Raw genomic sequence first — 25909 nt, 5'->3', positions numbered from 1 at the left:
GAGAATGCTACTGCTTACTATTAATTTTAGCAACTAATTGCTGCAATATCAATTGTCCTTCTTCCCAAAACGTAAGGTCTGATTCTGAATTAACATGTCCTTTCTGTCCAATATTTACAAAATCACTTCCCCACATTTCAGCAAAATATTTCGCTCTTTGCGACGCTATGTATGGATCATTTTCACTGGTTACTACTGTAGAAGGAAATTGCAGTTTCGATAAAGGTATCGGTGAAAAGTTCCAGATTGTATCTGGAGTATGCTCAGGAGAATCTACATCAGCAGGAGCTACAAGTAAAGCGCCTACTACGTAAGGGTTACTGTTTGCAGAAGCCCAATGTGTTACTAAGGAAACCGCAAGACTGTGGGCTACCAAAATCGTTGGTGAATCTAATTTTAGGATTGCTTCATTCAGTCTTTCGAGCCATTTCTCCAGTTGAGGTTCGTCCCAATTGTCCTGAATTACCTTAGTGGCATTTTTATATTTTTTTAACCAATAGCTTTGCCAATGCGCTGCTCCGGAATCACCCAGTCCCGGGATAATTAATAATTGTAGTTCCATTTAAATATTTACCTTAATTCCGCAACAACTATAAAAAAGTGTTTAGAAAATTATTTTGGAATAAAAATATAATATTTTATCGAAATAGAAATTCTTTTCAGAAATAAAAAAGAACTATTGATTCTACTGGTTGCAGTTTATACGAGTATAAAAAAAAAAGTCCAAAAATCAGCTGATTTTTGGACTTTCGTGTTGTAAGTAGGTAACTAGGAATTAAATATCATCAAATTCTATATCGGTAAAAGTTGATGTTTGCGGTATAATTTCATCATCATCTGTTTTATCAGATGCATATTCTTTTTTGAAATCTTTTTGGTGTCTCTCTGAGATTACTTCTTCGCCTTTGTGGTTTAAAACATAAGAAGTCATTTCTCCAAGAATTTCTGCGAAAGCAGCAAAGTCCTCTTTGTATAAATAAATCTTGTGTTTCTTAAAATGGAAAGATCCGTCTTCTTCGGTGAATTTTTTGCTCTCTGTAATCGTTATGTAATAATCATCAGCTTTGGTAGCTCTTACATCAAAGAAATAGGTTCTTCTTCCAGCACGTAAAACTTTAGAAAATATCTCTTCTTTTTCTAACATGTCATTTTCTCTCATAATCCTTTCTGTCAATTTTTTTATTTAATAGCAATCAAAAATCATAAAAATTAATTTATTATACAACATTTATAGTAATTCTTTTTCGGAAAGTTGTTTTAAATATAAGGATGCATAATAACCTTCTTGATTTATCAATTGATTATGAGAACCTTGTTGGATAATTTTTCCGTCTTCCAGAATGATAATGTTGTCTGCATTTTTTGCTGATGAAACCCTATGGCTAACAATAATGGTTGTTTTATCCTTGCAAATCTCAAATAAGTTGTTCAGGATGGCTTCTTCTGTTTCGGTATCAACAGCAGATAAGCAATCGTCAAAAAGCAAAATAGCCGGGTTTTTAATAATTGCTCGGGCTATAGAAACGCGTTGTTTTTGTCCACCCGAAAGAGTGATTCCCCTTTCTCCCAGAATAGTATCGTATTGTTTGTTGAAGCCAATGATATTGTCATGTACTACCGCGTTTTTTGCCGCAGTTTCCACCTCTTCATCAGTTGCATTTTCTTTGCCAAATTTAATGTTGTTTTTGATGCTGTCTGAAAACAAAAAGGCATCTTGGGGAACGATTCCGATGCTGCTGCGCAAATCATTAAGATTTAAAGTGCTTATTTCATGTGCGTCAACAGTTATTCTTCCGCTAGTGACATCGTACATGCGTGAAATTAAGGATGAAATTGTTGATTTTCCCGATCCCGTTTTTCCCAGAATCGCCAGAGTTTCACCTTTTTTTACTGTAAATGAGATATTCTGTATTGCTTTTATATTCGTGTCTTCGTAGACGTAACTTACATTTTCGAAAGCAATAGTGCCTTCAATAGTAGATTTGTTTGGATTTTTGTTTTTTATTTCGGGTTCGATTTTTAAAAATTCATTAAGCCGCTTCTGGGAAGCTTCCGCTTCTTGAACCATCGATGAAACCCATCCTAATGAAGCAACCGGCCAAGTTAGCATATTGACATACAATATAAATTCAGCTATGGTTCCAATGCTTTTTATGGTGCCATTTATGTACATCAAACCACCAAAATAAATCACAACCAAGTTACTTATTCCTATTAGTGCCAGCATTAAAGGACCAAATAAAGACTGTACTTTTGCCAAATTTAAACTTTTGCTTTTGCTTTCATTGGCTAAGTCCACCATGTTGTTTTGATGCTGGTCTTCTAGTGAATAGGCTTTTATTACCCTGATTCCAGAAAATATTTCTTGAGAAAAACTCGATACTTTGGATAAATATTGCTGAAAAATAGTACTCCTCTTATTGATTTCAGAACTTAATTTAAAAATACAATAGGATAATATTGGTAAGGGAAGAATAGTATATAGTGTTAATCGTGGCGATACATTGTACATATATCCAATTACTATTGCAAAGCGTATAAAAGTATTAATGGTATACATAACGGCGGGGCCAACATACATTCTTACTTTGGAAACATCTTCGCTTATACGGTTCATTAAATCACCGGTACGGTTTTGCTTATAGAAATTTTGTGACAAGTTTTCATATTGTCTAAAGACTTCATTTTTTAAATCAAATTCAATATGTCGTGACATTACAATAAGGGTCTGTCTCATCAAAAAAGTAAGAAAACCAGCGATTATAGTCGTAGCTATTATCAGTACAATATTCGAAATTAATTCTTGACGAATAACAGCCGCAGTAATGGTTTTATCCTTTGAAAAGGATTCAATGACCATAAATGACTTGCTAATCAATTTTGGAGTAAACAAAGAAAATATTTGTGCGATAATTGTAAATAAAATACCAAGAGAAAAGCTGTATTTATATTTGATAAAGTATTTGTTTAAATAACGTAATTCTTTCATTTTTTTATGATATTCTATGTTGAAAAAGTTTTGTTTATTGATTAACGATCAATTTTTGACAATGTTTAAAATTGGGTTGTTTTTTGTTTAAATTACGAAATTGATAATTTTTAGCCTAAATAGTAGGAGATGTTTATTTTTTGTGTAAATTTGATTTGTCTTTTTAACGAATTCGTAATTATCACTATAAAAATTAATACTATGAATGCAGCTTTCACAACTGGAAAGGAACTTCAAAAAATGGATCCCGTTTTTGGTCAATTATCATTTGATGATCACGAACAAATTGTATTTTGCAATGACAAAGATACAGGTTTAAAAGCAATTATTGGTATTCATAATTCGGTTATGGGCCCCGCTTTAGGTGGTACCCGTATGTATAATTATGCCAATGAATGGGAAGCACTTAACGACGTATTGCGACTTTCTCGTGGTATGACTTACAAAGCTGCCATTACAGGATTAAACATTGGTGGTGGTAAAGCGGTTATTATTGGCGATGCCAAAACCCAAAAAACACCTGAACTGATGCGTAAGTTTGGTGAATTTGTACATTCTTTAAGCGGAAGATATATTACTGCGGAAGATGTAGGAATGGAAACTAAAGATATGGATATTGTGAGAGATGTAACACCTTATGTGACTGGAATTTCTGAAGAAAGAGGTGGTTCTGGAAATCCATCACCTGTAACTGCTTACGGAGTATATTTAGGTATGAAAGCAGCTGTAAAGCATCAATTTGGTTCTGATGTGCTTGCAGGTAAAAAAGTATTGGTTCAAGGAATTGGACATGTTGGAGAAACTTTAGTTGATTATTTGACTAAAGAAGGAGCAATAGTTACGATTACCGATATTAATGAAGAAAAATTGTATGAAGTAGGAGCGAAGTACAACGCTAAAATATTCTCAGGCGAAGATTTATATAGCGCGGATGTCGATATTTATGCACCTTGTGCTATGGGAGCAACTATAAATGATGCAACGGTACATAAAATTAAAGCAAAAGTAATTGCTGGCGCAGCGAATAACCAATTGGCAAACGAGAATGTCCATGGAGCAATTTTGCAGGACAGAGGGATTCTTTATGCTCCGGATTTCTTAATTAATGCAGGCGGTATTATCAATGTTTATGCAGAATTAGCGCATTACGATAAAGCGGAAATCATGCGTAAGACAGAGAATATTTACAATACGACGCTAGAAATAATTGATTTTGCCATTGCAAATAAGATGACTACGCATCATGCAGCGCTGACAATTGCTCAAAATAGAATTGATCAGAGAAAGATAGAGAATAGTAAAATTTAGTTCTGATTCTTTTATAAACAGTCGCAGTTTACAGTTGTACTCTTCCGGTTTAGCCGGAAACTGCAGCTGAATCCTGCGACTGTTTTCTTATAGGGTAATCTAAATTAGAACCAAAAGCTTTTTTTGTCGTTTTAATTTTATTTTAAAAGAGGAAATTCTTATTTTTGCAGACTAATTAATAAAAGTTCTTACAAGGTGGTAAATAGAAGACACATACGCGTTAAAGTAATGCAATCCATTTATGCGATGCATCAAAGCGGTTCAGATAATCTGGAAAAAGAAGAAAAATTCCTTTTTTACAGTATCGATAATATTCAAGATTTATACCTTATAATGCTTTCTTCACTGATTGAAATTTGTAAAACAGAAACTGTGTTTTTACATAAATCAAGCCTGAAACATCTTGCAACTCCTGAGGAACGTAAACCTAACGAGAAATTCATCAAAAATCGTATTTTTCAAATTCTTTCCGAAAATAATTCACTAAGTATTGCTCTGGAGAATCGTAAAATCAACAATTGGACTTTAAACGACGATTATATTTTATTACTTCTTAATGATATTAAAGCAAGCAAACTGTATGCAAAATACATGAGCGATTCGACCAATACATTTGAAGAAGACAGACAGTTTATCGTTGATTTATTTATGGATGTTATTGTCCCTAACGAAAAATTGTACGAATATTTAGAAGATGATAAATTGACTTGGGTTGATGATATTCCACTAGTCAATACGCATATTATCAAACAGTTAAAGGCGATAAAATCTGGTGAAGACGATAATTTTAGAGTTCCAAAATTGTACAAAGACAACGAGGACAAGGATTTTGTTAAAGAATTGTTTCGAAGAACAGTCTTAAACGAATCGGAATTAGCTAAGGAATATATTGATAAAACGCCCAATTGGGATAGCGATAGAATTGCCGAAATAGACACAATTATCCTTAAAATGGCTATCTGTGAATTTTTGAAATTCCCTTCAATTCCTGTAAAAGTTACCCTTAATGAATATTTAGAAGTTGCGAAAGAATATTCTACACCAAAAAGTAGTATTTTTATCAACGGAATTTTAGATAATTTAGTAAAAGAACTTCAGGCCAGTAAAAAAATCATCAAAGCCGGTAGAGGTTTAATGTAATAATTAATAAATAAAAAAAGAATTTAAATTATGGAACAGTTAACTCAATTTGCACCGTTTTTATTAATGTTTGTAGTGATCTATTTTTTTATGATCAGACCACAACAAAAAAGAGCAAAAAACGAAAAAGAATTTGAAAGCAGCTTGAAAGTAGGAGATAAAATTATTACAAAAAGTGGTCTTCACGGAAAAGTTTCTGAATTAGCTGATACAACGGTTGTTGTTGAAACGATGTCAGGAAAACTTAAAATGGAGCGTTCAGCTATTTCTATGGAAATGAGTGCAGCATTGAACAAAAAATAATTTTAGTTGTATGACTAAAAACAAAATGCCCTAATTTTAGGGCATTTTTTTTTATCTGTATTTGTCATTTAGTCCAATGTTTTCAAGTATCATTGGTTTGATTTTTTCGATTCTGGACCGCTTGGTTTCTTCTCGTTTTGCGGTTTCTATGTATTCCAGAAATTCCTTTTGTTTGTAAGGAGTGAATTTCAGAAAGGCTTCTGCCAAATCAGTATCAGCATCCAATTCTTTTTGAAAAAGTTCAGAAATTATAATTTTTCCTTTTTCAGGTTTGTGGTTTTTTCCTTGTTTCTCATTTTCAATAGCTTCAAGAATATAATGTAAAATAGCTGCTTCATTGACTTCTTCTTTTGATGAAAAGCGCCATTGTCGCAAAGATTTGGTAACGCCTTCCTGAGCATTAACTAAAACCTGTTTTTCATCTTTCAGGAAAACACCATTAAAAAACCAAATCGTAAAATAATTTTTGAACCCCCCAATTCCAAGTACATTTTTACCATTCAGGACATAAACGCAGCCGCCCCATTTCGAGGTTTCGATCAGCTCCGTCTTCGCAATAATTGATTTCAGAAATTCTAACTCTTCTGGCCAAGTATTAGCTTTGTCCCATGCATTTGTATTTGTTTTTAATGGTTCCAATTATTTTTTCTTTTTAACTATTTTCTCTGTTTTAGTGAAGTCACCTGCTGCAGTCAATTCAGCAATTTTTACAATTACATTAACCGCTTTTTGCATACTTTCTACCGGAACGTATTCGTATTTTCCATGGAAATTGTGGCCTCCCGCAAATATATTGGGACAAGGCAATCCTTTATATGATAATTGGGAACCATCAGTTCCGCCACGGATAGCTTTGATTAGTGGTTTTATATCCAATTCTCTCATCGCCTTTTCTGCAATATCAACAATATGTTTTACAGGTAAAACCTTTTCTTTCATGTTGTAATATTGATCTTTTATATCCGTTACAACAATATTTTCGCCGAATTTTTTCGCGAATTTTTTATTGATTTTTTGAGTTATTTTTTCGATTAATTCTTTACGCTTTTCAAATTTTTTCTTGTTATGGTCGCGTATGATCAGTTCCAAAACTGTTTCTTCGATGCTTCCCGTTAGATGATGTACGTGGAAAAAACCTTCGTAACCTTTAGTTGATTCCGGTGTTTCATCTTTAGGTAATTCATTAATGAAATGATTGGCAATCAACATGGAATTAATCATTTTGCCTTTAGCATATCCAGGATGGACGCTTTTTCCTTTAAAAATGATTTTGGCACCAGCGGCATTAAAATTTTCATATTCCAATTCACCTACTTGGCTGCCGTCCATAGTATATGCCCATTCGGCTCCAAATTTTTCCACATCAAAATGGTGTGCACCACGGCCAATTTCTTCATCTGGTGTAAAACCAACGCGTATTTTTCCGTGTTTGATTTCCGGATTATTGATCAGGAATTCCATTGCGGTGACAATCTCGGTAATTCCGGCTTTATCATCAGCCCCCAATAGCGTTGTACCATCAGTAGTAATCAATGTTTGCCCTTTATAAAGCAATAGATCTTTAAAATAATTTGGCGACAATACGATATTGTTAGTTGCATTTAAGATAATGTCTTTGCCATCGTAATCAGTAACAATCTGTGGTTTTACATTGGTACCGGAAAAATCTGGAGAAGTATCAAAATGAGAAATAAATCCAATGGTAGGCACTTCGTGTGTAACATTAGAGGGCAAAGTAGCCATAATATAGGCTTTGTCATCAATTGTTACGTCTTGCATTCCAATGGCTTTTAGTTCCTCAACTAGTTTGTTGGCTAAGTCCCATTGTTTTTTAGTACTTGGTGTAGCTTCTGAGTTGGGATCAGATTGTGTGTCTATAGTTACGTAGCTTAAGAAACGGTCAATAATATGTTGCATGTTTATTTGTTTTTATGCAAATATAATCATTTTTTAAGAAGCTTTTTTTTAGTAAATTGGAGTCAAAAAGCCGATTTTTAAGAAAACTTGTTTTGGTAAAAAAGACTATTAGAAAAGTATGCTTTTAGTTGGGAAATAATTTCTATGGGTATAAAAAAACCACCCGAAGGTGGTTTGATTAGTCTCTAATTTTATTTAATTTTTTAGTGTCTTTATCGAGGTCCTCCTGAAGCTTGTTAATTTTGATTTGCGCTCTACTGATTTTGATGTTTTGCTTTTCAATTTCTGTAGAAGTAAGTTTTCCTTTTGATTTTTTCTTTTCGAATTTCTCTTTGCTTTTTATTAAATCTTTTTTAGCATCTGATATTCTATCTTTTGTTCTGCTTATGGATTTTTCGCTTGAAAGAATTTTGCTTTGCTGTTTATTAAAGTCTTTTTTTTCTTTTTCAAACTCTTTTTGTTCTTTCTCCCTTTTTTTTATTTCTTTTTCGACTTTTTTTTCAGCTCTGAGTTGGTCTTTTAAAGCTTTTTCATCCCTGTTATTTTGTTCAGCAGTTGCAACTACAGCATTATTTGTTATGCCTACAGGAGCAACTGTTGTGGAGTCTTTGATTGTTGTTGTGGTAGAAGTTTGGGTTGGTAAGTTTGCGGTCTCAATTTTTAAATCTTGCGCAAAAAACAATTGAGAGCAATATAGTAAGATAATAGTAAGGCTTAATTTCGTCTTCATGGCAATATGTTTTCTGTTGATTAGGTTAAAAATGATTTGTAATGGTAATATAAGAAATTTCGTTTAATAAAGCAACAGTTACTAAAGATAAATAATTAAAAATAAGCAGATGTAATTTTGCAAATTAAGGTAAATAAGAAGGGCAATAGGAAGGAGAACTATTAAGGCCTGCTATCGGGGATTGAAATTGTTAAAGCATAAATAAAACGGTGCTTAAGTGCACCGTTTACTGTTCTGAAATGTTATTGCTAGTTATTGTGTTTTTGGTATCGGCAAATCAGAGTTAAAGCAATCGCGAAAAATTTTCCATTCATTATCCTCTTTTTTCCATAGCTCTAAAGATTTTCCACGGTCAATAATTGCCCCATTTTTATCAGTAAATTCCCATTGCTGTTCTACTGTCATCATATCTTCATTACCCCAAACTTCAATTGGTTTAATAGTGATGTTGGTCATTCCTCCCATAATGAAACCCCTAATGACAGGAATTAAATTTTCTCTGCCAACTACTGCTTTTGCATTTGGCATCATGAATTTGGAATTTAGAGTATAACATTTGGCGACTCCTACGGAATCTCTTTCTCTAAGGGCATTCATAAAAACAGCGTTTCGTTTTGCTATTTCTTTTTTGGCTGTAGCCAAATCAAATGTTGTTGCGCCATCTTTTTTGGAAGAGTTGCAGCTTGCTACTACAATTAGGAATAGAGCAAAGGTGATGTAAACAGGTACTAATTTAGGGGAATTTAAATTTTTTTTCATTGCTTTTTTTTTAAGTTTAGTAAAAAAAACCGAAGTATGAACCTATTTTTGTATTCTATAGTGCTTAAAATTAGTCATTTATATTTAATGTTTGAAAAAAAAGGTAAAAAATAAAATACTTTTACTTTGGGGAATTTGAAATAGAATTTGTACAATTATCATTCAATTCCAATAGTGTAAAATGATTTGTAAAATAATTTTACAAATATTTAATTATCGAATAGATAGTTCTATTTTTGCACCACCAACACAACAACCATGTATAAATTACTTATTCGTCCGATACTTTTTTGTTTTGATCCCGAGGAAGTTCACTATTTTACTTTTTCATTGATCCGTTTTCTGTCTAAAATTCCAGGATTTCCTTTTCTTTTTAAATCCCTGTATGAAGTCAGTGATCCAAGATTAGAAACGGAAGTTTTTGGATTGAAATTTAAAAATCCTGTAGGTTTAGCCGCTGGTTTTGATAAAGATGCCAAGTTATATAAGGAGTTGTCTAATTTTGGTTTTGGTTTTATCGAAATAGGAACACTAACTCCAAAAGGGCAGGAAGGCAACCCGAGAAAGCGTTTGTTCCGTCTTAAAGAAGATAGTGCCATCATTAACAGAATGGGGTTTAATAACGGTGGTGTTCAGGAAGCTGTTGAACGATTAAAAAGCAATAAAGATGTTATGATAGGCGGAAATATTGGAAAAAATAAGTTGACGCCAAACGAAGAAGCAACTTCCGATTATGAAATTTGTTTTGATGCTTTATACGATTATGTTGATTATTTTGTGGTGAATGTAAGTTCTCCAAACACGCCGAATCTTCGTGCCTTGCAAGACAAAGAGCCCTTGACGCAATTGTTGCAAACATTACAAAATAAGAATTTGACAAAGCCAAAGCAAAAGCCAATTCTACTAAAAATCGCTCCCGATTTGACCGATGAGCAATTATTGGATATAATCGATATTGTAAAGGAAACCAGAATTGCAGGAGTTATTGCTACCAATACAACTATTTCACGTGAAGGATTACAAGCTGAAAACAAAACAGAAATGGGGGGGCTATCAGGAAAGCCATTAACCCATCGCTCTACGGAAGTTATCCGATTTTTATCTGAAAAAAGCAATAAAGCCTTTCCGATTATCGGAGTGGGAGGGATTCATTCTGCCGAGGATGCCTTAGAAAAATTAGATGCCGGAGCGAGTTTAGTGCAGCTATACACTGGTTTTATTTATGAGGGACCTGAATTGGTAAAAGCAATAAATAAAAAGATTTTAGAGCGATTATAGTATTTTAACTAGCAGCAAATAAGGCCTACTATCAATTTACCGAAATTTAAAATTCATAATTTAAAATTCATAATTGTTTTCCTATCTTTGGTTTTCTATGGAGCCAATAAAAATTATAGAATGTCCACGTGATGCCATGCAAGGCATTAAGCTATTTATTCCCACTGAAAGAAAGGTCTCTTATATTCAATCTTTATTGCGAGTAGGGTTTGATACCATAGATTTTGGGAGTTTTGTTTCGCCAAAAGCGATTCCGCAGATGCAGGATACTGCTGAAGTTCTGGCACGACTTGATTTGTCTCAAACCAGAAGTAAGCTTCTCGCAATAATAGCAAATACCCAAGGTGCAACACTAGCTTCTGTTCATCCTGAAATACAATATCTGGGTTTTCCTTTTTCGATTTCTGAGAATTTCCAAATGCGAAATACCCACAAAACAATTGCCGAATCATTAATTACCCTGCAAGAAATTCTTGAAATTGCCTACAAAAGCAATAAAGAGGTTGTAGCGTATCTTTCGATGGGTTTTGGCAATCCGTATGGAGATCCCTGGAACACAGAAATAGTAGGAGAATGGACTCAAACGTTGTCCGATATGGGATTGAAAATCCTATCTCTTTCAGACACGGTGGGAAGTTCAACACCGGATGTAATCTCCTATTTATTTTCGAATTTGATTCCAAAATATCCTAAAATAGAGTTTGGCGCCCACTTACATACCACGCCTGATAAATGGTTTGAGAAAATAGATGCCGCGTATAAAGCGGGCTGTCGTCGTTTTGACGGAGCCATTCAGGGCTTTGGCGGTTGCCCAATGGCAACTGATGATTTAACCGGAAATATGCCAACAGAGAAATTATTGTCCTATTTTACTGCGAAAAAAGATACTACAAATACAAGTCCGATGAGTTTTGAAAGTGCTTATAATGAGGCTTCTAAATTATTTGGAGAATTTCATTAAAAAAATAGTTGTTTTAGATTTTATACTATTGACGAAAAATAATAATAAGTTGGACTTTGAATCGTTTGAAGTTTAGTAATTATGAGATTGATTTTAATAAATAGTAGAATGGAACTACTGGCTTTCAATAGGATTTTAGGGGTGCTAATTTTAGCGCTGTTTTCTTTTTCATGTGCAAGTGATCTCGATTTTAATCAAGCTAATGATTTGAAATTAGAACCTGTTTTTGTTTCAAATTTTGGTCATTTTGATATTCCTGCTAATCAATTTGTAACTAATGGTGTAGAACAAAGTATAACAGTTGACACGCCAGAAATTGATGTTTTTGACGATGTTTTTTTTAAAGATAATTTAGAGAGAGCTGATTTCTTTTTTGAAATCAATAATACCATAAACAGAGCGTATACTTTAGATTTAGTCTATCTGGATAAAAATAATCAGCCTCTTTATTCTATTAATTTTGCTATACCCGCTTATAATGGGGTCGAAAATCTGATTACTAAAACCGAGGTGTTTGAAAATGCTAAACTTGATTTGTTGAAAAGTACAACTAGAATGGCTTTTATTCTCAAAATGCTTCCTGGTCCCATAGTAAGTGAAAATAGTACGGGGAGTTTAAAATTACGTTCGAGTGCCACCGCTTATTTAGTAATAGAATGAAAAAAATAATCTTATTTTTTGTTTTTTTACTGTCTGTTAAATGTATTTCTCAAAACAAGCAAATTTTATATAATTTCACCTCAGTTCCTCAGTCTTTAATGACTAATCCTGGCTCTGATGTTAAGTATAAATGGTATTTTGGGATTCCCTTATTGTCTGGGATTTCTGCAAATGTTGGTTCGAGCGGTTTTTCAGCCTATGATTTATTTGCTGATAATGGAGTAGATTTTAATGTGAAATTACGAAATGTTGTATTTTCTACCACCAGTAAAGATAAAGCTGCGCTAAACGAACAGATAGAATTATTCAGCGGAGGTTTCAAGATAGGGGACTGGCAAAGCAAAACGTATGTTTCTTTTGGGATGTATCATGAATTTGATTTCCTGAGCTATATGCCTAAAGACATTGCTGTACTTGCTTTGGATGGAAATAGCAATTATCTGGGTAAAGTTTTTAATTTGGGGGATTTGAATGTAAAGGCTGAAATGCTTTCGGTTCTTCATATAGGCTATCATAAGAATATAAAGGATAACTTAATTGTGGGGTTCAGAGGAAAGATTTATTCGAGTGTATTTAATGCTACTTCAACTAAAAACTCTGGATATATTTATACTATTCCTTCTAATGTTGGGATGTACGAACAAGTTATTTCTTCTAATTTAGAACTCAATACTTCCGGAATTTCAAAGTATATAGACGAAGATTATTCTGGAGATGCAGTAAAAGAGATTAAGCAAAAAGCTTTTTTTGGAGGTGATTTAGGACTAGGTTTCGATGCAGGGTTTACCTATTATCCCAAAAAAAATATCCAGTTTACAGCAAGTATTGTAGACGTTGGATTTATAAAACATACTAAAGATGTTGAGACCTTTACGTATAAAGGTTATTTTAAATATGAAGGGATAAATCCTAAATTTGCAGATGGAAGTTCTGCAGGAAATATATATGAGGAATTTAAAGAAGCTATTCCGTTTGATACCTTATATACTAAGTACACGACATGGCGTCCCGCAAAGTTTAATTCCTCTGTTCAATATTCATTTGATGATGCAAGAAGTAAAGATTGCAATTGCGAAAGCACTGATTCTGATTATAAAAATGCCGTTGGTGTCCAATTTTTTGTAATGTCAACTCCCAAAACGCCCTTTGTGTCTTTTACTACTTACTACCGAAGGAATGTTTTGAAAAATGTACAGATGAAAGCAACTTATACGTTAGATTCCTATTCGTATAAAAATATTGGATTGGGATTGTCTGCTCAGCTTGGGAAGGTCAATTTTTACGTTCTTGCCGATAATCTTTTAGAATACTACGACATTACTAAAGCGAACAGTCTTTCTTTTCAATTTGGATTTAATGTTATTTTAAAGGATAGTGATAAACCGTATTAAAGCTTACTTTCCAAATGTCTATTTTTTGTTTGATAAAGCTTTTACTGTTTTCTTCGTCTAAACCATTTGTAAATTTCTATCCATAGTACCGAAACAAATCCCACGAAAATGCTCAAACCTATTTGAAAACCAGAAACGCTTTCGAATTCGAAAAAATGAGCAAATAAGGGAACAAACAACAACAAAGCCGTGATTAAAATTGTAGCGCCAATTATCATGAAAACTAAATTGTTTTTATAGCGTAAAGTGGTAAATACCGAATAATAAAAGGAACGATTGGTGAGTGTCAAAAAAATATTGGAAGCTATCAAAGTAAGAAAAACGGTAGTTCTGGTTACACTTTCGGAGCAATTATCAGCTACACAAAAACGATAGGTAAATAAAAGCCCCAGTGTGATTGCAAGACCCTGAATAATGCTGATGGCAATTTCTTTGAGGTTGAAAAAAGTAGTGGTAAAAGGTCTGGGTTTAAGCAACATCAAATTGCGCTCCATGGGTTCATTTTCGTAAATAATCGAACAGGTCGGACCCATAATAATTTCGAGAAAAATTACGTGGACAGGTGAAAAAATATTTGGATAAAGCCATCCCAATGCCAAAGGAATAAATACAATCATTATGATTGGGATATGAATGGAAATAATGTATTGTATGGCCTTTTTTAGATTGTTATATATTTTTCTTCCCATTGCAATGGCAGCAATCATTTTAGAAAAATCATCCTCAATAAGAATAAGATTGGCAGCTTGTTTGGCAATTTCAGTTCCTTTTTTACCCATAGCAATTCCTATGTGAGCTGATTTTAAGGCAGGACCGTCATTTACGCCATCACCAGTCATAGCTACAATTTGATTATTATCTTTAAGGGCTTTTATGATTTTAAGTTTGGCCTCAGGATACATTCTTGTGAAGATGCTTGTTTCCATGACTTTTTCTTTTAGCGTGAGAAAATCCATTGCCATTAATTGATCTCCATTTAGTGTTTTTTCGGCGTTTTGAAAACCAATTTGTTTGGCAATTGTGGCAGTTGTTTGGGCATTGTCACCTGTTACTATTTTTACCAGAATACCAGCCTTGTAACAGGCCTCAAATACAGCTTTTATGTTTTCTTTTGGAGGATCATAAAAAGCGACTAATCCTTTAAAATGAAACAAAAAGTCTTGTTGTTTTTTGGGATAGTCTGTTCCTGTAAAGTCCGCGACACCAACTCCTAGAACACGAAAGCCTTTCGTAGCCATAGTTGTCATTGCAGCGCAGATTTGCTGTGTTTCTTTTCCTGATAAATTAGAACATGCAAGTAAAGCTTCCGGGGCACCTTTAGCAGCAATGATTCTGGTTCCATTCTGGTTTTCAAAAACATGTGTCATCATAGGAGGCTTCCCTTCCAATGGGTATTCATGGATTAATTTGAAATTGGTTCGCTCATCAGAGACTTCTAATTTTGAATAAGCATCGTGCAGTGCAATTTCCATTGTGTCAAACGGAATAGGTTCGCTAGCCCACATGGCTACGCTAAGAAGTTCTTTTTCATTGTCTTTGAGTTTTGTGTTGTTATTTGTATTTATGACATTATCAGATAACGTATACCATTCTATCAGGCTCATTTTGTTTTCGGTGATGGTTCCTGTCTTATCTGTGCAAATGACGGTCGCGCTCCCAAGGGTTTCCACAGTTTTGATTTGCTTGACAATAACGCCCATTTTCATCAATCTCCAGGCTCCTAAAGCCATAAATGTGGTAAAAGCAACTGGAATTTCCTCCGGAATGATACTCATTGCCAGAGTTAATGCTTTTAGAAGGCTGTCTAAAATATCTTTGGAATTATAAAAATTAATTGCCCAAACAAAAACAAAAATTACTAAGCCAATAATAGACATTTTCTTAACAAAATTTTCCATTTGCATTTGCAGCGGCGTCTTTTCTTCCGTAATCGTTTCAAGACTTTTCCCTATTTTTCCCAACTGGGTTTGGTTTCCTATTGCTGTTACCTCACAAATTGCTAAGCCACTGCTGACTATAGTTCCCAGGAATACCTGATTGTTTTTAGCTGTTTCATTCTTAAAAACGGCCAGCGATTCTCCAGTGAGTATGGACTCGTTTACGGAAAAATCATTGGATTGAATAATGATTGCGTCAGCCGGAATAAAGGTGCCTTCTTCCGTTTGGATGAAATCACCCAAGACAATTTCTTCACTTGGGATTTCTATAATTTTTCTATTGCGAATGACTTTGCTTTTGGGCTGTGATAACTTTTTTAAGGCTTCCATTGCATCTCTGCTTTTTGATTCCTGATAGAGAGAGATGGCAGAAACCAATACAATAGCAACGACCATAAAAATTCCATTGCCGAAATCTCCTGTAATAAAATAAATGCTGGTTGCGGTTAAAAGCAATAAAAACATTGGTTCTTTAACCATTTCAAATAAAGAAGTTAAGAAAGTGTTTTTATCCTGACGTGCTAAGGAATTAGAACCATATTTTGCCTTTGACTGCAAAACTTCATCATTTGAAAGCCCTCTTATTTGCTGTTGCGGTTCTGTCATGTCAAAAAAGCTAGAATTTTATGAATTCCAAAGAATCAGTGACTCTTTATAGGTATTTAAATAGTCACTGAAATGCAATTTAATCATTTATTGTAAAAAGTAGTCGTTTTTTCGCTTAAGATTATGTATATTTGCACGCAATTTAACTACAACTACAAATTGCAATGATCGCACACAATTCTAAGATTATCGGTGAAGGATTAACTTACGATGATGTACTATTAGTTCCCAACTACTCGAATGTACTTCCACGCGAAGTGAGTATTCAATCAAAATTTTCAAGAAATATAACGCTTAACGTGCCAATTGTGTCTGCTGCTATGGATACCGTTACCGAAAGTGATATGGCAATTGCTATGGCACAAGAGGGAGGAATTGGCGTTTTGCATAAAAATATGACTATCGAGCAACAAGCTGCTAAAGTGCGCAAAGTAAAACGTGCTGAATCAGGAATGATTATCGATCCGGTTACTTTACCATTGACTTCTACCGTCGCTGACGCTAAAAACGCTATGAAAGAATTCGGAATTGGAGGTATTCCAATTGTTGATGAAAATAAAAAACTGAAAGGTATTGTTACCAATAGGGATTTACGTTTCGAAAAAAATAATACCAGACCTATCGTTGAGGTAATGACAAGCGAGAACTTGGTAACCGTTGCCGAAGGTACTTCTCTTGAACAGGCCGAAGTGGTTTTGCAAGGATATAAAATCGAAAAACTTCCAGTAGTAAATGCTGATTATAAGTTAGTTGGCTTGATCACCTTTAGAGATATTACTAAATTAACCCAAAAACCCAATGCAAATAAGGATAAATACGGACGTTTACGTGTTGCTGCTGCATTAGGTGTAACTGCCGATGCTGTTGAAAGAGCTACTGCTTTGGTTAACGCGGGAGTAGATGCGGTTATAATTGATACTGCGCACGGACATACAAAAGGAGTTGTTGATGTCCTAAAATTAGTGAAAGCTAAATTTCCGGAATTAGACGTTATTGTTGGTAATATCGCTACTGCTGAAGCAGCCAAATATCTTGTTGAAAATGGTGCCGATGGTGTAAAAGTGGGAATTGGGCCTGGTTCTATTTGTACGACTCGTATAGTTGCTGGTGTGGGGTTTCCACAGTTTTCAGCTGTTCTTGAAGTGGCTGCAGCCATTAAAGGAACTGGAGTTCCGGTAATTGCTGATGGTGGAATTCGTTACACAGGTGATATCCCTAAAGCAATTGCTGCAGGAGCTGATTGTGTGATGTTGGGATCTTTACTTGCTGGAACTATGGAATCGCCTGGAGAAACTATTATTTTCGAAGGAAGAAAATTCAAATCATACCGAGGAATGGGTTCTGTTGAAGCGATGCAGGAAGGCTCAAAAGATCGTTATTTTCAAGATGTGGAAGATGATGTGAAGAAACTGGTGCCAGAAGGGATTGTAGGGCGTGTGCCTTACAAAGGGGAATTGAATGAAAGTATGCAACAATTTATTGGAGGTCTGCGTGCTGGAATGGGATATTGCGGTTCAAAAGACATTCCAACTTTACAGGAAACAGGGCGTTTTGTTCGCATTACTGCAAGCGGAATCAATGAAAGTCATCCACATAATGTGACAATAACTAAAGAAGCTCCAAATTATTCAAGATAGTTTTTTGCTCAAAAGAATAAAAAAAGGCATAATTAATCCCATTCTAAGGTGTTAATTATGTCTTTTTTATTGTTGTAAACTATTAGTCCGGCAATTCAGAGGAGTCCGACAAGTCAGCTAAATTGTCTTTTAAATGCTGGCTGTCCCAGCTGTGATTGGTTGCTGCAACCTGGGAGTAAACATCACTCTTTAATAATTGTTCCTGCAGTTCAATTTCTTCTTTGATTGTAATTAGAAACGCCATTTTATCGTGTCGTTTTTCAGCTAATTTACGTGTTGTGATTTCGTCGTATTTTATAAATTGCTGTCCTTGTCTGGTTGCGGTATATTTTCGAAGTCCTAATTCAACCAATGCATCAACACCCATATTAACAGCGCTGTATAAAGTTTCCCTGTATATATGTTCGACTTTATGATCGATTAATTCATAGGCATCATTTCGATTTCGGGCACGGGTTAAGATTTTTAAATTTGGAAAGTGTTTTTTTAAGGTTTCGATAACCTGCAGATTTACTGTTGGATTATCTATCGCGGCAATAAAAATTTTCGCATTCTCACAACCTGCCGCTTTCAATAGTTCTAAGCGGGTCGCATCTCCATAATAAACTTTGAACCCCATTTTTCGTAATAAATCAATTCGGTCTGAATCATAATCCAGAATGGTTGATTTTATTTGGTTAGCTCTTAATAAACGGCCAACGGTACTTCCGAAATGTCCAAAACCAGCGATGATAACGGGATTGTGCTCGTCAATAAAATCATTATCTTTTTTTATTTCTTTTTCCTGAATTCTGGTGTTAGGGTAAATTATTCTTTCATTGATTAGTAGTAGGAAAGGTGTGGCAACCATACTCATGGCAATTACTGCCATTATTTGATTGGCTAAAATATTGGGTATAATGTTCAATTGCATACAGAAACTCATAATGACAAAACCAAATTCTCCGGCCTGACTCAGACCGAATGCAAACAGTAGATTTTGATCCAATTTCTTTTTATAAAATCTGCTGGTCATAAATAAGACTGCGAATTTCACTAAAGTTAAAATCGCTCCAAAAACAAAGATAAATAATGGGTTGTCAATAATTAACTGAAAGTTTATTGAGGCACCGACACCCAGAAAGAATAAGCCTAAAAGTAGTCCTTTAAATGGTGCGATATCGCCTTCTAATTCATGACGAAATTCGGAGTTGGCAAGTACGACACCGGCCATAAAGGCACCTAGAGCAGGACTTAATCCAATGAGTTGCATTAAATAGGAGACACCAACGACCAATAACAAAGCTGAAGCGGTAAACAATTCCTGCAAGCGAGTTTTTGCGATAATATGCAATAGCGGTACAAATAAAAAGCGACCGGCGAGGTAAATTACAGCTATAATTCCAAATACAATTACCGTCTGCAGCCAACTGGCATAGCCGGTAATTAAGGATTGTTGAGCGTCATTCGTCGCCTCAAGATTTACCGTTGATAAAAGAGGCAGAAAGGCTAAAATTGGGATTACCGCAATATCCTGAAATAACAAAACTGCAAATGAGGAACGCCCTACTGATGTATTTGACAATCCTTTTTCTTTTAAGGTTTGCAATACAATGGCAGTGGAGGATAATGCCAGTGCAAGGGAAATCGCTAATGTAGTTTCCCATTTCCAGTCCGTAAAAAAAAGACAGCCTAGAAACAGAATTAGTGTAGTTCCGATCAATTGTAAGGAACCCATGCCAAGAATGAATTTCCGCATTTTCCAAAACTTACTCGGTTCCAATTCTAAGCCGATCAAAAACAACATCATTACAACACCAAATTCGGCGAAATGCATTATATCCTGACCTTCCTGACCGATAAAACCAAGAACAAAAGGGCCGATGACTATTCCAGCTAGTAAATACCCTAGTATAGAACTCAAGCCTAGTTTTTTAGCAATAGGCACGCAAATAACGGCTGCTGTTAAATAAATAATGGCCTGAAGTAGAAAATTCGTATCCATGTTATATTTTTATTGTGGCAAACCATTCATTTAAATAATGGTATTGCAGAATTTCATCCGTGTCTAAATTATTATTCTCTAAATAGTCAAGAAAATAACCATAAATCAAACCGTTTTTTTCATAATCTTCCTTGGCCATATTATGTGTACCATGTATGACAAAAGGGGGCAAATAGGTCATATTACAGACTTTTGCTGTTTGATTAAACGGTTCCAGTAACTCAAGAATACTGTAACGTTCACTACCGGTTTCACAATAGTTTTCCTTGTTGCCGCCAGTAGTAATTACCTGAAAAATAATTTTATCCTGCAATGCTTTCCCTTTTTTTCCATAGGCCCAGTTGTGTTCCAGTACCATGTCAATCCACTGCTTCATAAGTGGTGGACAACTATACCAATACATAGGATGATGCCAAATGATGATATTGTGTTGGCTTAGCAAAACTTGTTCGTGTTTTACATCAATATCAAAATCCGGATATTCCTCATATAAATCGTGAAAAGTGATGTTTTCTGAATCGGGAATATTTTGCACCAAAGCTTTATTCGCATGTGATTTTTCGAATAATGGATGGGAAAATAGGATTAAGATTTTATTTTTTGACATAAAATTTATTTTAAGCTTTTTTTTAAGTGTTATTTGATTGATTTACAATGTTGTTTAACGAATGAAAACTTGTTGAAAGATATAAAATAATGCTTGATTTTAATAATAGAATAACATTCAAAAGCCCATTTTTATCATATTCATATTTAAAAAACAGAAAATCCCGTCAAAACAAAATTTAAAAATTTCGTTCAGACGGAATTTAATGAAAGACTTCTTTTGATTGCCAAAATAGAATTATAAAATACAAAATTCCTAATTTAATTTTTGGAAAGATTCGCTAACAGTTTTTTACTGCCAACAATCCAAAGAATATCGTTTTTTTCTAAAATTAATTTTGACTCTGGATTGAGAATTCTGTTTCCTTTTCTTTCCAAACCAACAATCAGGCCACGTGTTTTTTCACGTAATTCAGAATCACGGATACTTTTCCCAATATAAGCTTCGTTTATTAGCTCTAACTGTTGCAAAACTATATCAGATTCCTTTTCCATTGGTGAAACATCAATTTCATGCTGGTCTAAATATTTTTTGAACTCTTTGACTTGTGCGTCGGTTCCAATGACGCAGACTTCGTCTCCTGGAAATAATCTTTCGTTTTTACTAGGGATGTTAATAGTGATTTCTCCTCGCTTTATGAAAGCGATGTTGATTCCCAGTTGCTCCCGAATGCCTAATTTTTCTAATGTTTTTCCTGCAATATTTGATGTTGCCGCTATTTCAAAAGTAGTCATGTGGCCGTCCCAAGGTGTTAAATCACTGCGGCTTCTTACCGCTTTTTTAATTTCTCTGGCATTTAAATTTTGCAAAAAGTGATCTTCAATTTTGTGGTATTGTGCGTTTAACTTTTTTGGAAAAACAAAATAAACTACTACGGCGGCAATCAGTACTATAAAAGCGATTCCGGGAGAGAAAAAGATATTAAGTAAGAATCCAATGTAAAAAAGAGTCAAAACCATTCGCAATAAAATCATCATCAGAATTGGTCCGCGATATTTACGTTCTTCTCTTAAAATAGCGACTTCATTCACGGCTACGCGGCGCAGTGAAAGCGCCCACAAAAAGGGGGATATTATTATTAAAGTAATCAGTGCGCCAAGGGCATTTCCAAATTGAGACTCTTTAACTAATGGAAGAATAAATTTAGATGAAATTAGAATAATAGCAACAATAATCACGGAGTGGATTATTACTTGCGTCAGAAATGCGCGTACGACAATTTGCCAGTTGCTTACTAATTTTATGGACTGCGCATTGGCGCTATAACGTTCAATTTTTTTAGTCCATTTTCGTGGTAATTTTTTTTCAAGGTACTCCGAAAATGGCGTAGCAAATTTTACCATAAAAGGGGTCGTAAAAGTGGTTACTGCAGAGACAGCAACTACAATTGGATATAAAAAATTGCTGGTTACATTCAAGGTCATGCCTAATGTTGCAATAATAAATGAGAATTCTCCAATTTGTGACAAACTCATTCCGGTCTGTACTGATTGTTTTAAAGGCTGCCCGGAAAGTAGCGCACCAATAGTGGAACTTATGGATTGTCCCAAAATTACTACCAGCGTCAATATAGCCACAGGTAAGGCATATTCATATAAAGTCCCGGGATTAATTAACATGCCGACAGAGACGAAAAACACTGCTCCGAACAGGTCTTTAACAGGTTTTACCAAATGTTCTATGTGTTCTGCCTGGGTCGTTTCGGCAATGATAGATCCCATAATGAAAGCTCCTAATGCTGGAGAAAAACCAACATTTGCTGCCAGAATTACCATCATAAGACACAAAGCAAGTGAGATGATTAACAACATTTCGTCCGACAATAAGCTTTTTGCTTTTTTGAGTAAAGTTGGGATGAAAAAAATACCTCCAACAAACCATATTGTCAAGAAAAAAATCAGCTTAAAAACGGATTGGAGTAGTTCGCCACCTGAAAATTGCTGGCTAACCGCAATGGTGGAAAGCAAAACCATCATCAAAATAGCGACAATGTCCTGAACAATAAGTGAACCGATAACTATTCCTGCGAATTTTTGTGTTTTTACACCCAGCTCATCAAATGTTTTTAGAATGATGGTTGTGGATGAAATGGAAAGAATAACTCCTAAAAAGATACAGTCCATGGGTTTCCAGCCAATCCATTGGCCTACTAAATAACCAATGGCTACCATTGCGATAATTTGTGTTACAGCAGTAATCGATGCAGTTCCGCCCACTTTCATCAGTTTCTTAAAACTGAATTCCAGACCTAAACTAAATAATAAGAAGATCACTCCAATCTCTGCCCAAACTTCTACACTTTTGATGTCTTTTACAGAAGGGAAAAAATCAAAATGATTTCCAGCTAAAAATCCTGCAATTAAATAGCCCAGAACCAGAGGCTGTTTTATTTTTTTAAATAACAATACTGCAACTGCGGCAGTTATCAGAATTAATCCTAAATCACTAATTAAGGGTTGTAAGTGGTGTGATGCATTTGCTACTGTTTCGGCTGTATTCATAGGCGTTTACTTGTATTTTAAAGGTTTTCTGTATAGTGGTAAGATATGAAAAAACTTTAATTTTCAAAGTGTAATTTTAGCTAAATACTGCTTTTTATGATTTTTTTAGCAATAAAAATCCCGTTGAAAAGAATTTTTGTCTCTTTTTAACGGGATTTTGCAAAATTTCAATAAATTTCGTAACTCTTATATTCCTAAAAAATTACTCGGAGTGATCTGTAGCAACTCTGCTTTTATTTCATCCGAAACTTCTAAGGTTGCGATAAAACCGTGAATCGCTTTTTTATCTATCGCTTCATTGGTCCTTGTTAATCCTTTTAATGCTTCATAGGGGTTAGGATATCCTTCACGACGTAAAATTGTTTGAATTGCTTCGGCAACAACGGCCCAGTTTTTCTCTAAATCTTCGTGGAATTTTGGTTCGTTCAATAACAATTTGTTTAATCCTTTTAAAGTAGCTTCAAAAGCGATTAACGTATGGCCCATTGGTACCCCAATATTTCTCAAAACCGTACTGTCGGTCAAATCACGTTGCAATCTTGATAATGGTAATTTAGCCGATAAATGTTCGAAAATTGCATTGGCAATTCCTAAATTTCCTTCTGAATTTTCAAAATCAATTGGGTTTACTTTATGTGGCATAGCCGAAGAACCTATTTCTCCCGCTTTTATTTTCTGCTTGAAATATTCCATCGAAACATACGTCCAAATGTCTCGATCTAAATCAATGATTATAGTATTTATTCTCTTCAACGCATCAAAAAATGCTGCGAAATGATCGTAATGCTCAATTTGTGTAGTAGGGAAGGAGTGATGTAAACCAAGGTTTTCTTCAACAAATTTTCCTCCGAATTTTCTCCAGTCAATTTGAGGATATGCTACATGATGCGCATTATAATTTCCAGTTGCACCACCAAATTTAGCTGCAAAAGGAATGTTGAACAATAAACGCATTTGCTCTTCTAAACGTTCAACAAAAACACCGATTTCTTTACCCAAACGTGTTGGAGAAGCCGGTTGTCCATGAGTACGGGCCAACAACGGGATATCCTTCCACTCAACGCTTAAATCTTTCAATTTTGAAGTTAAAGTAATTAAAGACGGCATGTATACTTTCTCGAAAGCTTCTTTTGTAGACAATGGAATCGCCGTATTATTAATGTCTTGCGAAGTCAGTCCAAAGTGGATAAACTCTTTATATTCTGATAAGCCTAATTTTTCAAAGGCATCTTTAATGAAGTATTCTACTGCTTTTACATCGTGGTTGGTGACTTTTTCCGTTTCTTTTATCCAAAGTGCATCTTCAGTAGAGAAATTTTTATAGATGTTACGTAAACTTTCGAATAGATCCGAATTTACGTTTTTTAGTTGTGGCAAAGGAACTTCGCACAAAGCAATAAAATATTCAATTTCAATCAATACGCGGTATTTGATTAAAGCTTCTTCAGAGAAAAATGGAGCCAGTGAAATAGTCTTGTTTCTATATCTTCCGTCGATTGGCGATATAGCATTCAATTCGTTTAAAGTAGTCATTGTTTAGTTGTTTGTTCGAAAGGCACAAATATAAACCTTTCGTGACAAAATAGAAAACGAATGTTTTTTTAAATAAACGCAGTAAGCTTCTTTTTTAGCGTTTTCATTCCTTTGGATGCCACTTCTGGTATTACAACCAATTGATTTCTGAGATTTGGGATTTTTATTGGCTTTGGATCAATATAAAAAATGGGTGTTTCTCGGGCTGTGAAATCGATTAGTCCAGCCGCAGGGTACACTTGTAAAGACGTTCCAATAACAGCAAAATAATCTGCACTCTGAGTAATTGTTATTGCCTGGTCAAGTGCTGGAACAGCTTCGCCAAACCAAACAATATGAGGGCGCAATTGATTTTTGTTTTCATCTAAGTCACCAAAATTCAAATCCTCTTGCCAATCCAGAATATAATTCGGGTTTCTGCTACTTCTTACTTTTAATAATTCGCCATGTAAATGCAATACATTAGAACTTCCGGCACGTTCGTGTAAATCATCAACATTTTGTGTAATGATGAAAACATCAAAGTAATTTTCTAATTCGGCTAGAATTATATGCCCCGGATTTGGTTGTACCTCTTTAAGTTGTTTTCGTCTTTGATTATAGAAATCCAGCACCAATGCCGGGTTTCTGTTCCAGCCTTCTGGGGTCGCGACGTCCATAACGTTATGCCCTTCCCAAAGTCCGTCACTGTCACGAAATGTTTTTATGCCACTTTCAGCACTGATTCCTGCACCGGTTAAAACCACCAATTTCTTTTTCATTTGCACAATAGATTAGGAGCTAAAGCTAGTCTTTTTTAGTATTTTTGCCAAAAATAATTCCCAATGATTGATATCGATTATCTTAATTTTCTTGAAAATATTCTGACCGAAAATAGAAAAGAAAAATTTTTGAAAGTATTGGAAAGCAGAACCAAGCATTTTACCATTGCCGTTGAAGATATTTTTCAAATGCACAACACAAGTGCAGTAATGCGCAGTTGTGAAATTTTTGGAATTCAGGAATTGAATGTTATCGAGCAGCGTTACGGAAAAAGTATTGACAAGGAAATTGCAATGGGTGCTCAAAAATGGGTTGATATTAATACATTCGACAGTATTACAAATTGTGTAGATACCTTAAAAAGTCAAGGGTATCAAATTATTGCCACCACACCGCATGAAAATGATTGTTTAATGGAAGATTTTGATATTTCTAAACCTAGCGCTTTGTTTTTTGGAACAGAAAGAGACGGTTTATCAGAAGAAATTTTGCAACGTGCCGATGGTTTTCTAAAAATCCCAATGGTTGGTTTTACCGAAAGTTTAAATATTTCGGTTTCGGCTGCGATAATTATTCAAAACCTGACGAATCGATTGCGCAGATCTGAAATTGATTGGCATTTAACCAAAAATGAAATTTTAGAAAAGCGTTTGGCTTGGGCCAAAAATTCCATAAAAGATATAAAACGAATTGAAGAAAGGTATTTTGCTGAAAATGTGAAATAGTTTTTGTAGCGGTATTAAAATAGTATTTATTTTGAAAAAAAAAATACATACCGATTGTAATGTTTTACGATAATTTTTCAAGAAAGCCCCCATACACTTGGGTCTTTAGACGGGGGATGAATTGAAAATGCAAATACTTCTAATCATTTTGGATATACAAGTGACAGTTAAATACTTTTTT

General features: G+C 34.6%; 22 protein-coding genes. 9 read left to right on the top strand and 13 right to left on the bottom strand.

Features of this window, described 5'->3' with window-relative positions; translation table 11 throughout:
- Nucleotides 1-7 precede the first annotated feature (7 nt).
- From ACNQGN_RS15410 to ACNQGN_RS15400, 3 genes are all read right to left on the bottom strand, one after another.
- The gene (locus ACNQGN_RS15410) at nucleotides 8-562 is read right to left on the bottom strand and encodes an RBBP9/YdeN family alpha/beta hydrolase (protein WP_417988718.1); all 555 of its coding nucleotides are present in this window, start codon (nucleotides 560-562) and stop codon (nucleotides 8-10) included.
- Between the two features lie 213 nt (nucleotides 563-775).
- Nucleotides 776-1159, bottom strand: coding sequence for a PUR family DNA/RNA-binding protein (locus tag ACNQGN_RS15405; RefSeq protein ID WP_417988717.1), 384 nt, complete (start codon nucleotides 1157-1159; stop codon nucleotides 776-778).
- A gap of 69 nt (nucleotides 1160-1228) precedes the next feature.
- Nucleotides 1229-2989 (bottom strand): ABC transporter ATP-binding protein, encoded by a 1761-nt coding sequence (locus ACNQGN_RS15400; protein WP_417988716.1) that lies wholly within the window; start codon nucleotides 2987-2989, stop codon nucleotides 1229-1231.
- 201 nt (nucleotides 2990-3190) lie between these two features.
- Between ACNQGN_RS15400 and ACNQGN_RS15395 the strand changes: the two genes are divergently transcribed.
- The 3 genes from ACNQGN_RS15395 to yajC all read left to right on the top strand — a co-directional run bounded on the left by ACNQGN_RS15395 (nucleotide 3191) and on the right by yajC (nucleotide 5740).
- Nucleotides 3191-4297, top strand: a complete 1107-nt coding sequence (locus ACNQGN_RS15395) for a Glu/Leu/Phe/Val family dehydrogenase (RefSeq protein WP_417988715.1) — start codon at nucleotides 3191-3193, stop codon at nucleotides 4295-4297.
- A gap of 228 nt (nucleotides 4298-4525) precedes the next feature.
- Complete coding sequence (gene nusB, locus ACNQGN_RS15390) at nucleotides 4526-5437, top strand: transcription antitermination factor NusB (protein ID WP_417988748.1); 912 nt, start codon at nucleotides 4526-4528, stop codon at nucleotides 5435-5437.
- A gap of 30 nt (nucleotides 5438-5467) precedes the next feature.
- Nucleotides 5468-5740, top strand: a complete 273-nt coding sequence (gene yajC / locus ACNQGN_RS15385) for a preprotein translocase subunit YajC (protein WP_417988714.1) — start codon at nucleotides 5468-5470, stop codon at nucleotides 5738-5740.
- 51 nt (nucleotides 5741-5791) lie between these two features.
- On the opposite strand, the gene ACNQGN_RS15380 is transcribed toward yajC, so the two are convergent.
- The 4 genes from ACNQGN_RS15380 to ACNQGN_RS15365 form a co-directional block, all read right to left on the bottom strand.
- Nucleotides 5792-6379, bottom strand: coding sequence for a YdeI/OmpD-associated family protein (locus ACNQGN_RS15380; protein ID WP_417988713.1), 588 nt, complete (start codon nucleotides 6377-6379; stop codon nucleotides 5792-5794).
- Nucleotides 6380-7657, bottom strand: a complete 1278-nt coding sequence (pepT, locus tag ACNQGN_RS15375) for a peptidase T (protein ID WP_417988712.1) — start codon at nucleotides 7655-7657, stop codon at nucleotides 6380-6382.
- Nucleotides 7658-7835: 178 nt separating this feature from the next.
- Entirely contained in the window at nucleotides 7836-8387 is a 552-nt protein-coding gene (locus ACNQGN_RS15370; RefSeq protein ID WP_417988711.1) for a hypothetical protein, read from the bottom strand.
- A 252-nt stretch (nucleotides 8388-8639) separates the two neighbouring features.
- Nucleotides 8640-9146 carry a YybH family protein gene (locus ACNQGN_RS15365; protein ID WP_417988710.1) on the bottom strand — a complete coding sequence of 169 codons (507 nt, stop codon included), beginning with the start codon at nucleotides 9144-9146 and terminating at the stop codon, nucleotides 8640-8642.
- A 258-nt stretch (nucleotides 9147-9404) separates the two neighbouring features.
- Here ACNQGN_RS15365 and ACNQGN_RS15360 point away from each other — a divergent pair, with 258 nt between their 5' ends.
- From ACNQGN_RS15360 to ACNQGN_RS15345, 4 genes are all read left to right on the top strand, one after another.
- Nucleotides 9405-10424 carry a quinone-dependent dihydroorotate dehydrogenase gene (locus ACNQGN_RS15360; protein WP_417988709.1) on the top strand — a complete coding sequence of 340 codons (1020 nt, stop codon included), beginning with the start codon at nucleotides 9405-9407 and terminating at the stop codon, nucleotides 10422-10424.
- Between the two features lie 97 nt (nucleotides 10425-10521).
- The gene (locus ACNQGN_RS15355; protein ID WP_417988708.1) at nucleotides 10522-11385 is read left to right on the top strand and encodes a beta/alpha barrel domain-containing protein; all 864 of its coding nucleotides are present in this window, start codon (nucleotides 10522-10524) and stop codon (nucleotides 11383-11385) included.
- Between the two features lie 108 nt (nucleotides 11386-11493).
- Nucleotides 11494-12045 carry a hypothetical protein gene (locus ACNQGN_RS15350; protein ID WP_417988707.1) on the top strand — a complete coding sequence of 184 codons (552 nt, stop codon included), beginning with the start codon at nucleotides 11494-11496 and terminating at the stop codon, nucleotides 12043-12045.
- A complete protein-coding gene (locus ACNQGN_RS15345) occupies nucleotides 12042-13436 on the top strand; it encodes a DUF5723 family protein (RefSeq protein ID WP_417988706.1) in 1395 nt (464 codons plus the stop codon). Before ACNQGN_RS15350 ends, ACNQGN_RS15345 begins: the two co-directional genes overlap by 4 nt.
- Nucleotides 13437-13477: 41 nt before the next feature.
- Here the strand turns inward: ACNQGN_RS15345 and ACNQGN_RS15340 are convergent, their stop codons facing one another.
- Nucleotides 13478-15979, bottom strand: a complete 2502-nt coding sequence (locus ACNQGN_RS15340; RefSeq protein ID WP_417988705.1) for a cation-translocating P-type ATPase — start codon at nucleotides 15977-15979, stop codon at nucleotides 13478-13480.
- A 164-nt stretch (nucleotides 15980-16143) separates the two neighbouring features.
- Here ACNQGN_RS15340 and guaB point away from each other — a divergent pair, with 164 nt between their 5' ends.
- Complete coding sequence (gene guaB, locus ACNQGN_RS15335) at nucleotides 16144-17616, top strand: IMP dehydrogenase (RefSeq protein WP_417988704.1); 1473 nt, start codon at nucleotides 16144-16146, stop codon at nucleotides 17614-17616.
- 82 nt (nucleotides 17617-17698) lie between these two features.
- Here the strand turns inward: guaB and ACNQGN_RS15330 are convergent, their stop codons facing one another.
- The 5 genes from ACNQGN_RS15330 to ACNQGN_RS15310 form a co-directional block, all read right to left on the bottom strand.
- A complete protein-coding gene (locus ACNQGN_RS15330; protein WP_417988703.1) occupies nucleotides 17699-19600 on the bottom strand; it encodes a monovalent cation:proton antiporter-2 (CPA2) family protein in 1902 nt (633 codons plus the stop codon).
- A gap of 1 nt (nucleotide 19601) precedes the next feature.
- On the bottom strand, nucleotides 19602-20207 hold the full coding sequence (locus ACNQGN_RS15325; RefSeq protein WP_417988702.1) for an NAD(P)H-dependent oxidoreductase: 606 nt from the start codon (nucleotides 20205-20207) through the stop codon (nucleotides 19602-19604).
- 260 nt (nucleotides 20208-20467) lie between these two features.
- Entirely contained in the window at nucleotides 20468-22708 is a 2241-nt protein-coding gene (locus tag ACNQGN_RS15320; protein WP_417988701.1) for a cation:proton antiporter domain-containing protein, read from the bottom strand.
- A 186-nt stretch (nucleotides 22709-22894) separates the two neighbouring features.
- A complete protein-coding gene (gene purB / locus ACNQGN_RS15315; RefSeq protein ID WP_417988700.1) occupies nucleotides 22895-24241 on the bottom strand; it encodes an adenylosuccinate lyase in 1347 nt (448 codons plus the stop codon).
- 68 nt (nucleotides 24242-24309) lie between these two features.
- On the bottom strand, nucleotides 24310-25002 hold the full coding sequence (locus ACNQGN_RS15310; protein ID WP_417988699.1) for an SIR2 family NAD-dependent protein deacylase: 693 nt from the start codon (nucleotides 25000-25002) through the stop codon (nucleotides 24310-24312).
- Nucleotides 25003-25065: 63 nt separating this feature from the next.
- On the opposite strand from ACNQGN_RS15310, the gene ACNQGN_RS15305 reads away from it, so the two are divergent.
- On the top strand, nucleotides 25066-25728 hold the full coding sequence (locus ACNQGN_RS15305) for a TrmH family RNA methyltransferase (protein ID WP_417988698.1): 663 nt from the start codon (nucleotides 25066-25068) through the stop codon (nucleotides 25726-25728).
- Nucleotides 25729-25909 lie beyond the last annotated feature (181 nt).

This window comes from Flavobacterium rhamnosi (assembly GCF_048286515.1).
GTDB lineage: Bacteria > Bacteroidota > Bacteroidia > Flavobacteriales > Flavobacteriaceae > Flavobacterium.
The sequence above is the reverse complement of the archived record's forward strand: the minus strand, read 5'-3'. Positions and strand labels throughout refer to the sequence as shown.

Coding starts and splice junctions, on each gene's coding strand:
- ACNQGN_RS15370 (WP_417988711.1), bottom strand. CDS start 8,387: ATGAAGACGAAATTAAGCCTTACTATTATCTTACTATATTGCTCTCAA.
- ACNQGN_RS15355 (WP_417988708.1), top strand. CDS start 10,522: ATGGAGCCAATAAAAATTATAGAATGTCCACGTGATGCCATGCAAGGC.
- ACNQGN_RS15405 (WP_417988717.1), bottom strand. CDS start 1,159: ATGAGAGAAAATGACATGTTAGAAAAAGAAGAGATATTTTCTAAAGTT.
- ACNQGN_RS15395 (WP_417988715.1), top strand. CDS start 3,191: ATGAATGCAGCTTTCACAACTGGAAAGGAACTTCAAAAAATGGATCCC.
- ACNQGN_RS15360 (WP_417988709.1), top strand. CDS start 9,405: ATGTATAAATTACTTATTCGTCCGATACTTTTTTGTTTTGATCCCGAG.
- ACNQGN_RS15345 (WP_417988706.1), top strand. CDS start 12,042: ATGAAAAAAATAATCTTATTTTTTGTTTTTTTACTGTCTGTTAAATGT.
- ACNQGN_RS15325 (WP_417988702.1), bottom strand. CDS start 20,207: ATGTCAAAAAATAAAATCTTAATCCTATTTTCCCATCCATTATTCGAA.
- ACNQGN_RS15320 (WP_417988701.1), bottom strand. CDS start 22,708: ATGAATACAGCCGAAACAGTAGCAAATGCATCACACCACTTACAACCC.
- ACNQGN_RS15340 (WP_417988705.1), bottom strand. CDS start 15,979: ATGACAGAACCGCAACAGCAAATAAGAGGGCTTTCAAATGATGAAGTT.
- ACNQGN_RS15400 (WP_417988716.1), bottom strand. CDS start 2,989: ATGAAAGAATTACGTTATTTAAACAAATACTTTATCAAATATAAATAC.
- ACNQGN_RS15365 (WP_417988710.1), bottom strand. CDS start 9,146: ATGAAAAAAAATTTAAATTCCCCTAAATTAGTACCTGTTTACATCACC.
- ACNQGN_RS15330 (WP_417988703.1), bottom strand. CDS start 19,600: ATGGATACGAATTTTCTACTTCAGGCCATTATTTATTTAACAGCAGCC.
- pepT (WP_417988712.1), bottom strand. CDS start 7,657: ATGCAACATATTATTGACCGTTTCTTAAGCTACGTAACTATAGACACA.
- purB (WP_417988700.1), bottom strand. CDS start 24,241: ATGACTACTTTAAACGAATTGAATGCTATATCGCCAATCGACGGAAGA.
- ACNQGN_RS15310 (WP_417988699.1), bottom strand. CDS start 25,002: ATGAAAAAGAAATTGGTGGTTTTAACCGGTGCAGGAATCAGTGCTGAA.
- yajC (WP_417988714.1), top strand. CDS start 5,468: ATGGAACAGTTAACTCAATTTGCACCGTTTTTATTAATGTTTGTAGTG.
- ACNQGN_RS15305 (WP_417988698.1), top strand. CDS start 25,066: ATGATTGATATCGATTATCTTAATTTTCTTGAAAATATTCTGACCGAA.
- ACNQGN_RS15410 (WP_417988718.1), bottom strand. CDS start 562: ATGGAACTACAATTATTAATTATCCCGGGACTGGGTGATTCCGGAGCA.
- nusB (WP_417988748.1), top strand. CDS start 4,526: ATGCAATCCATTTATGCGATGCATCAAAGCGGTTCAGATAATCTGGAA.
- ACNQGN_RS15350 (WP_417988707.1), top strand. CDS start 11,494: ATGGAACTACTGGCTTTCAATAGGATTTTAGGGGTGCTAATTTTAGCG.
- guaB (WP_417988704.1), top strand. CDS start 16,144: ATGATCGCACACAATTCTAAGATTATCGGTGAAGGATTAACTTACGAT.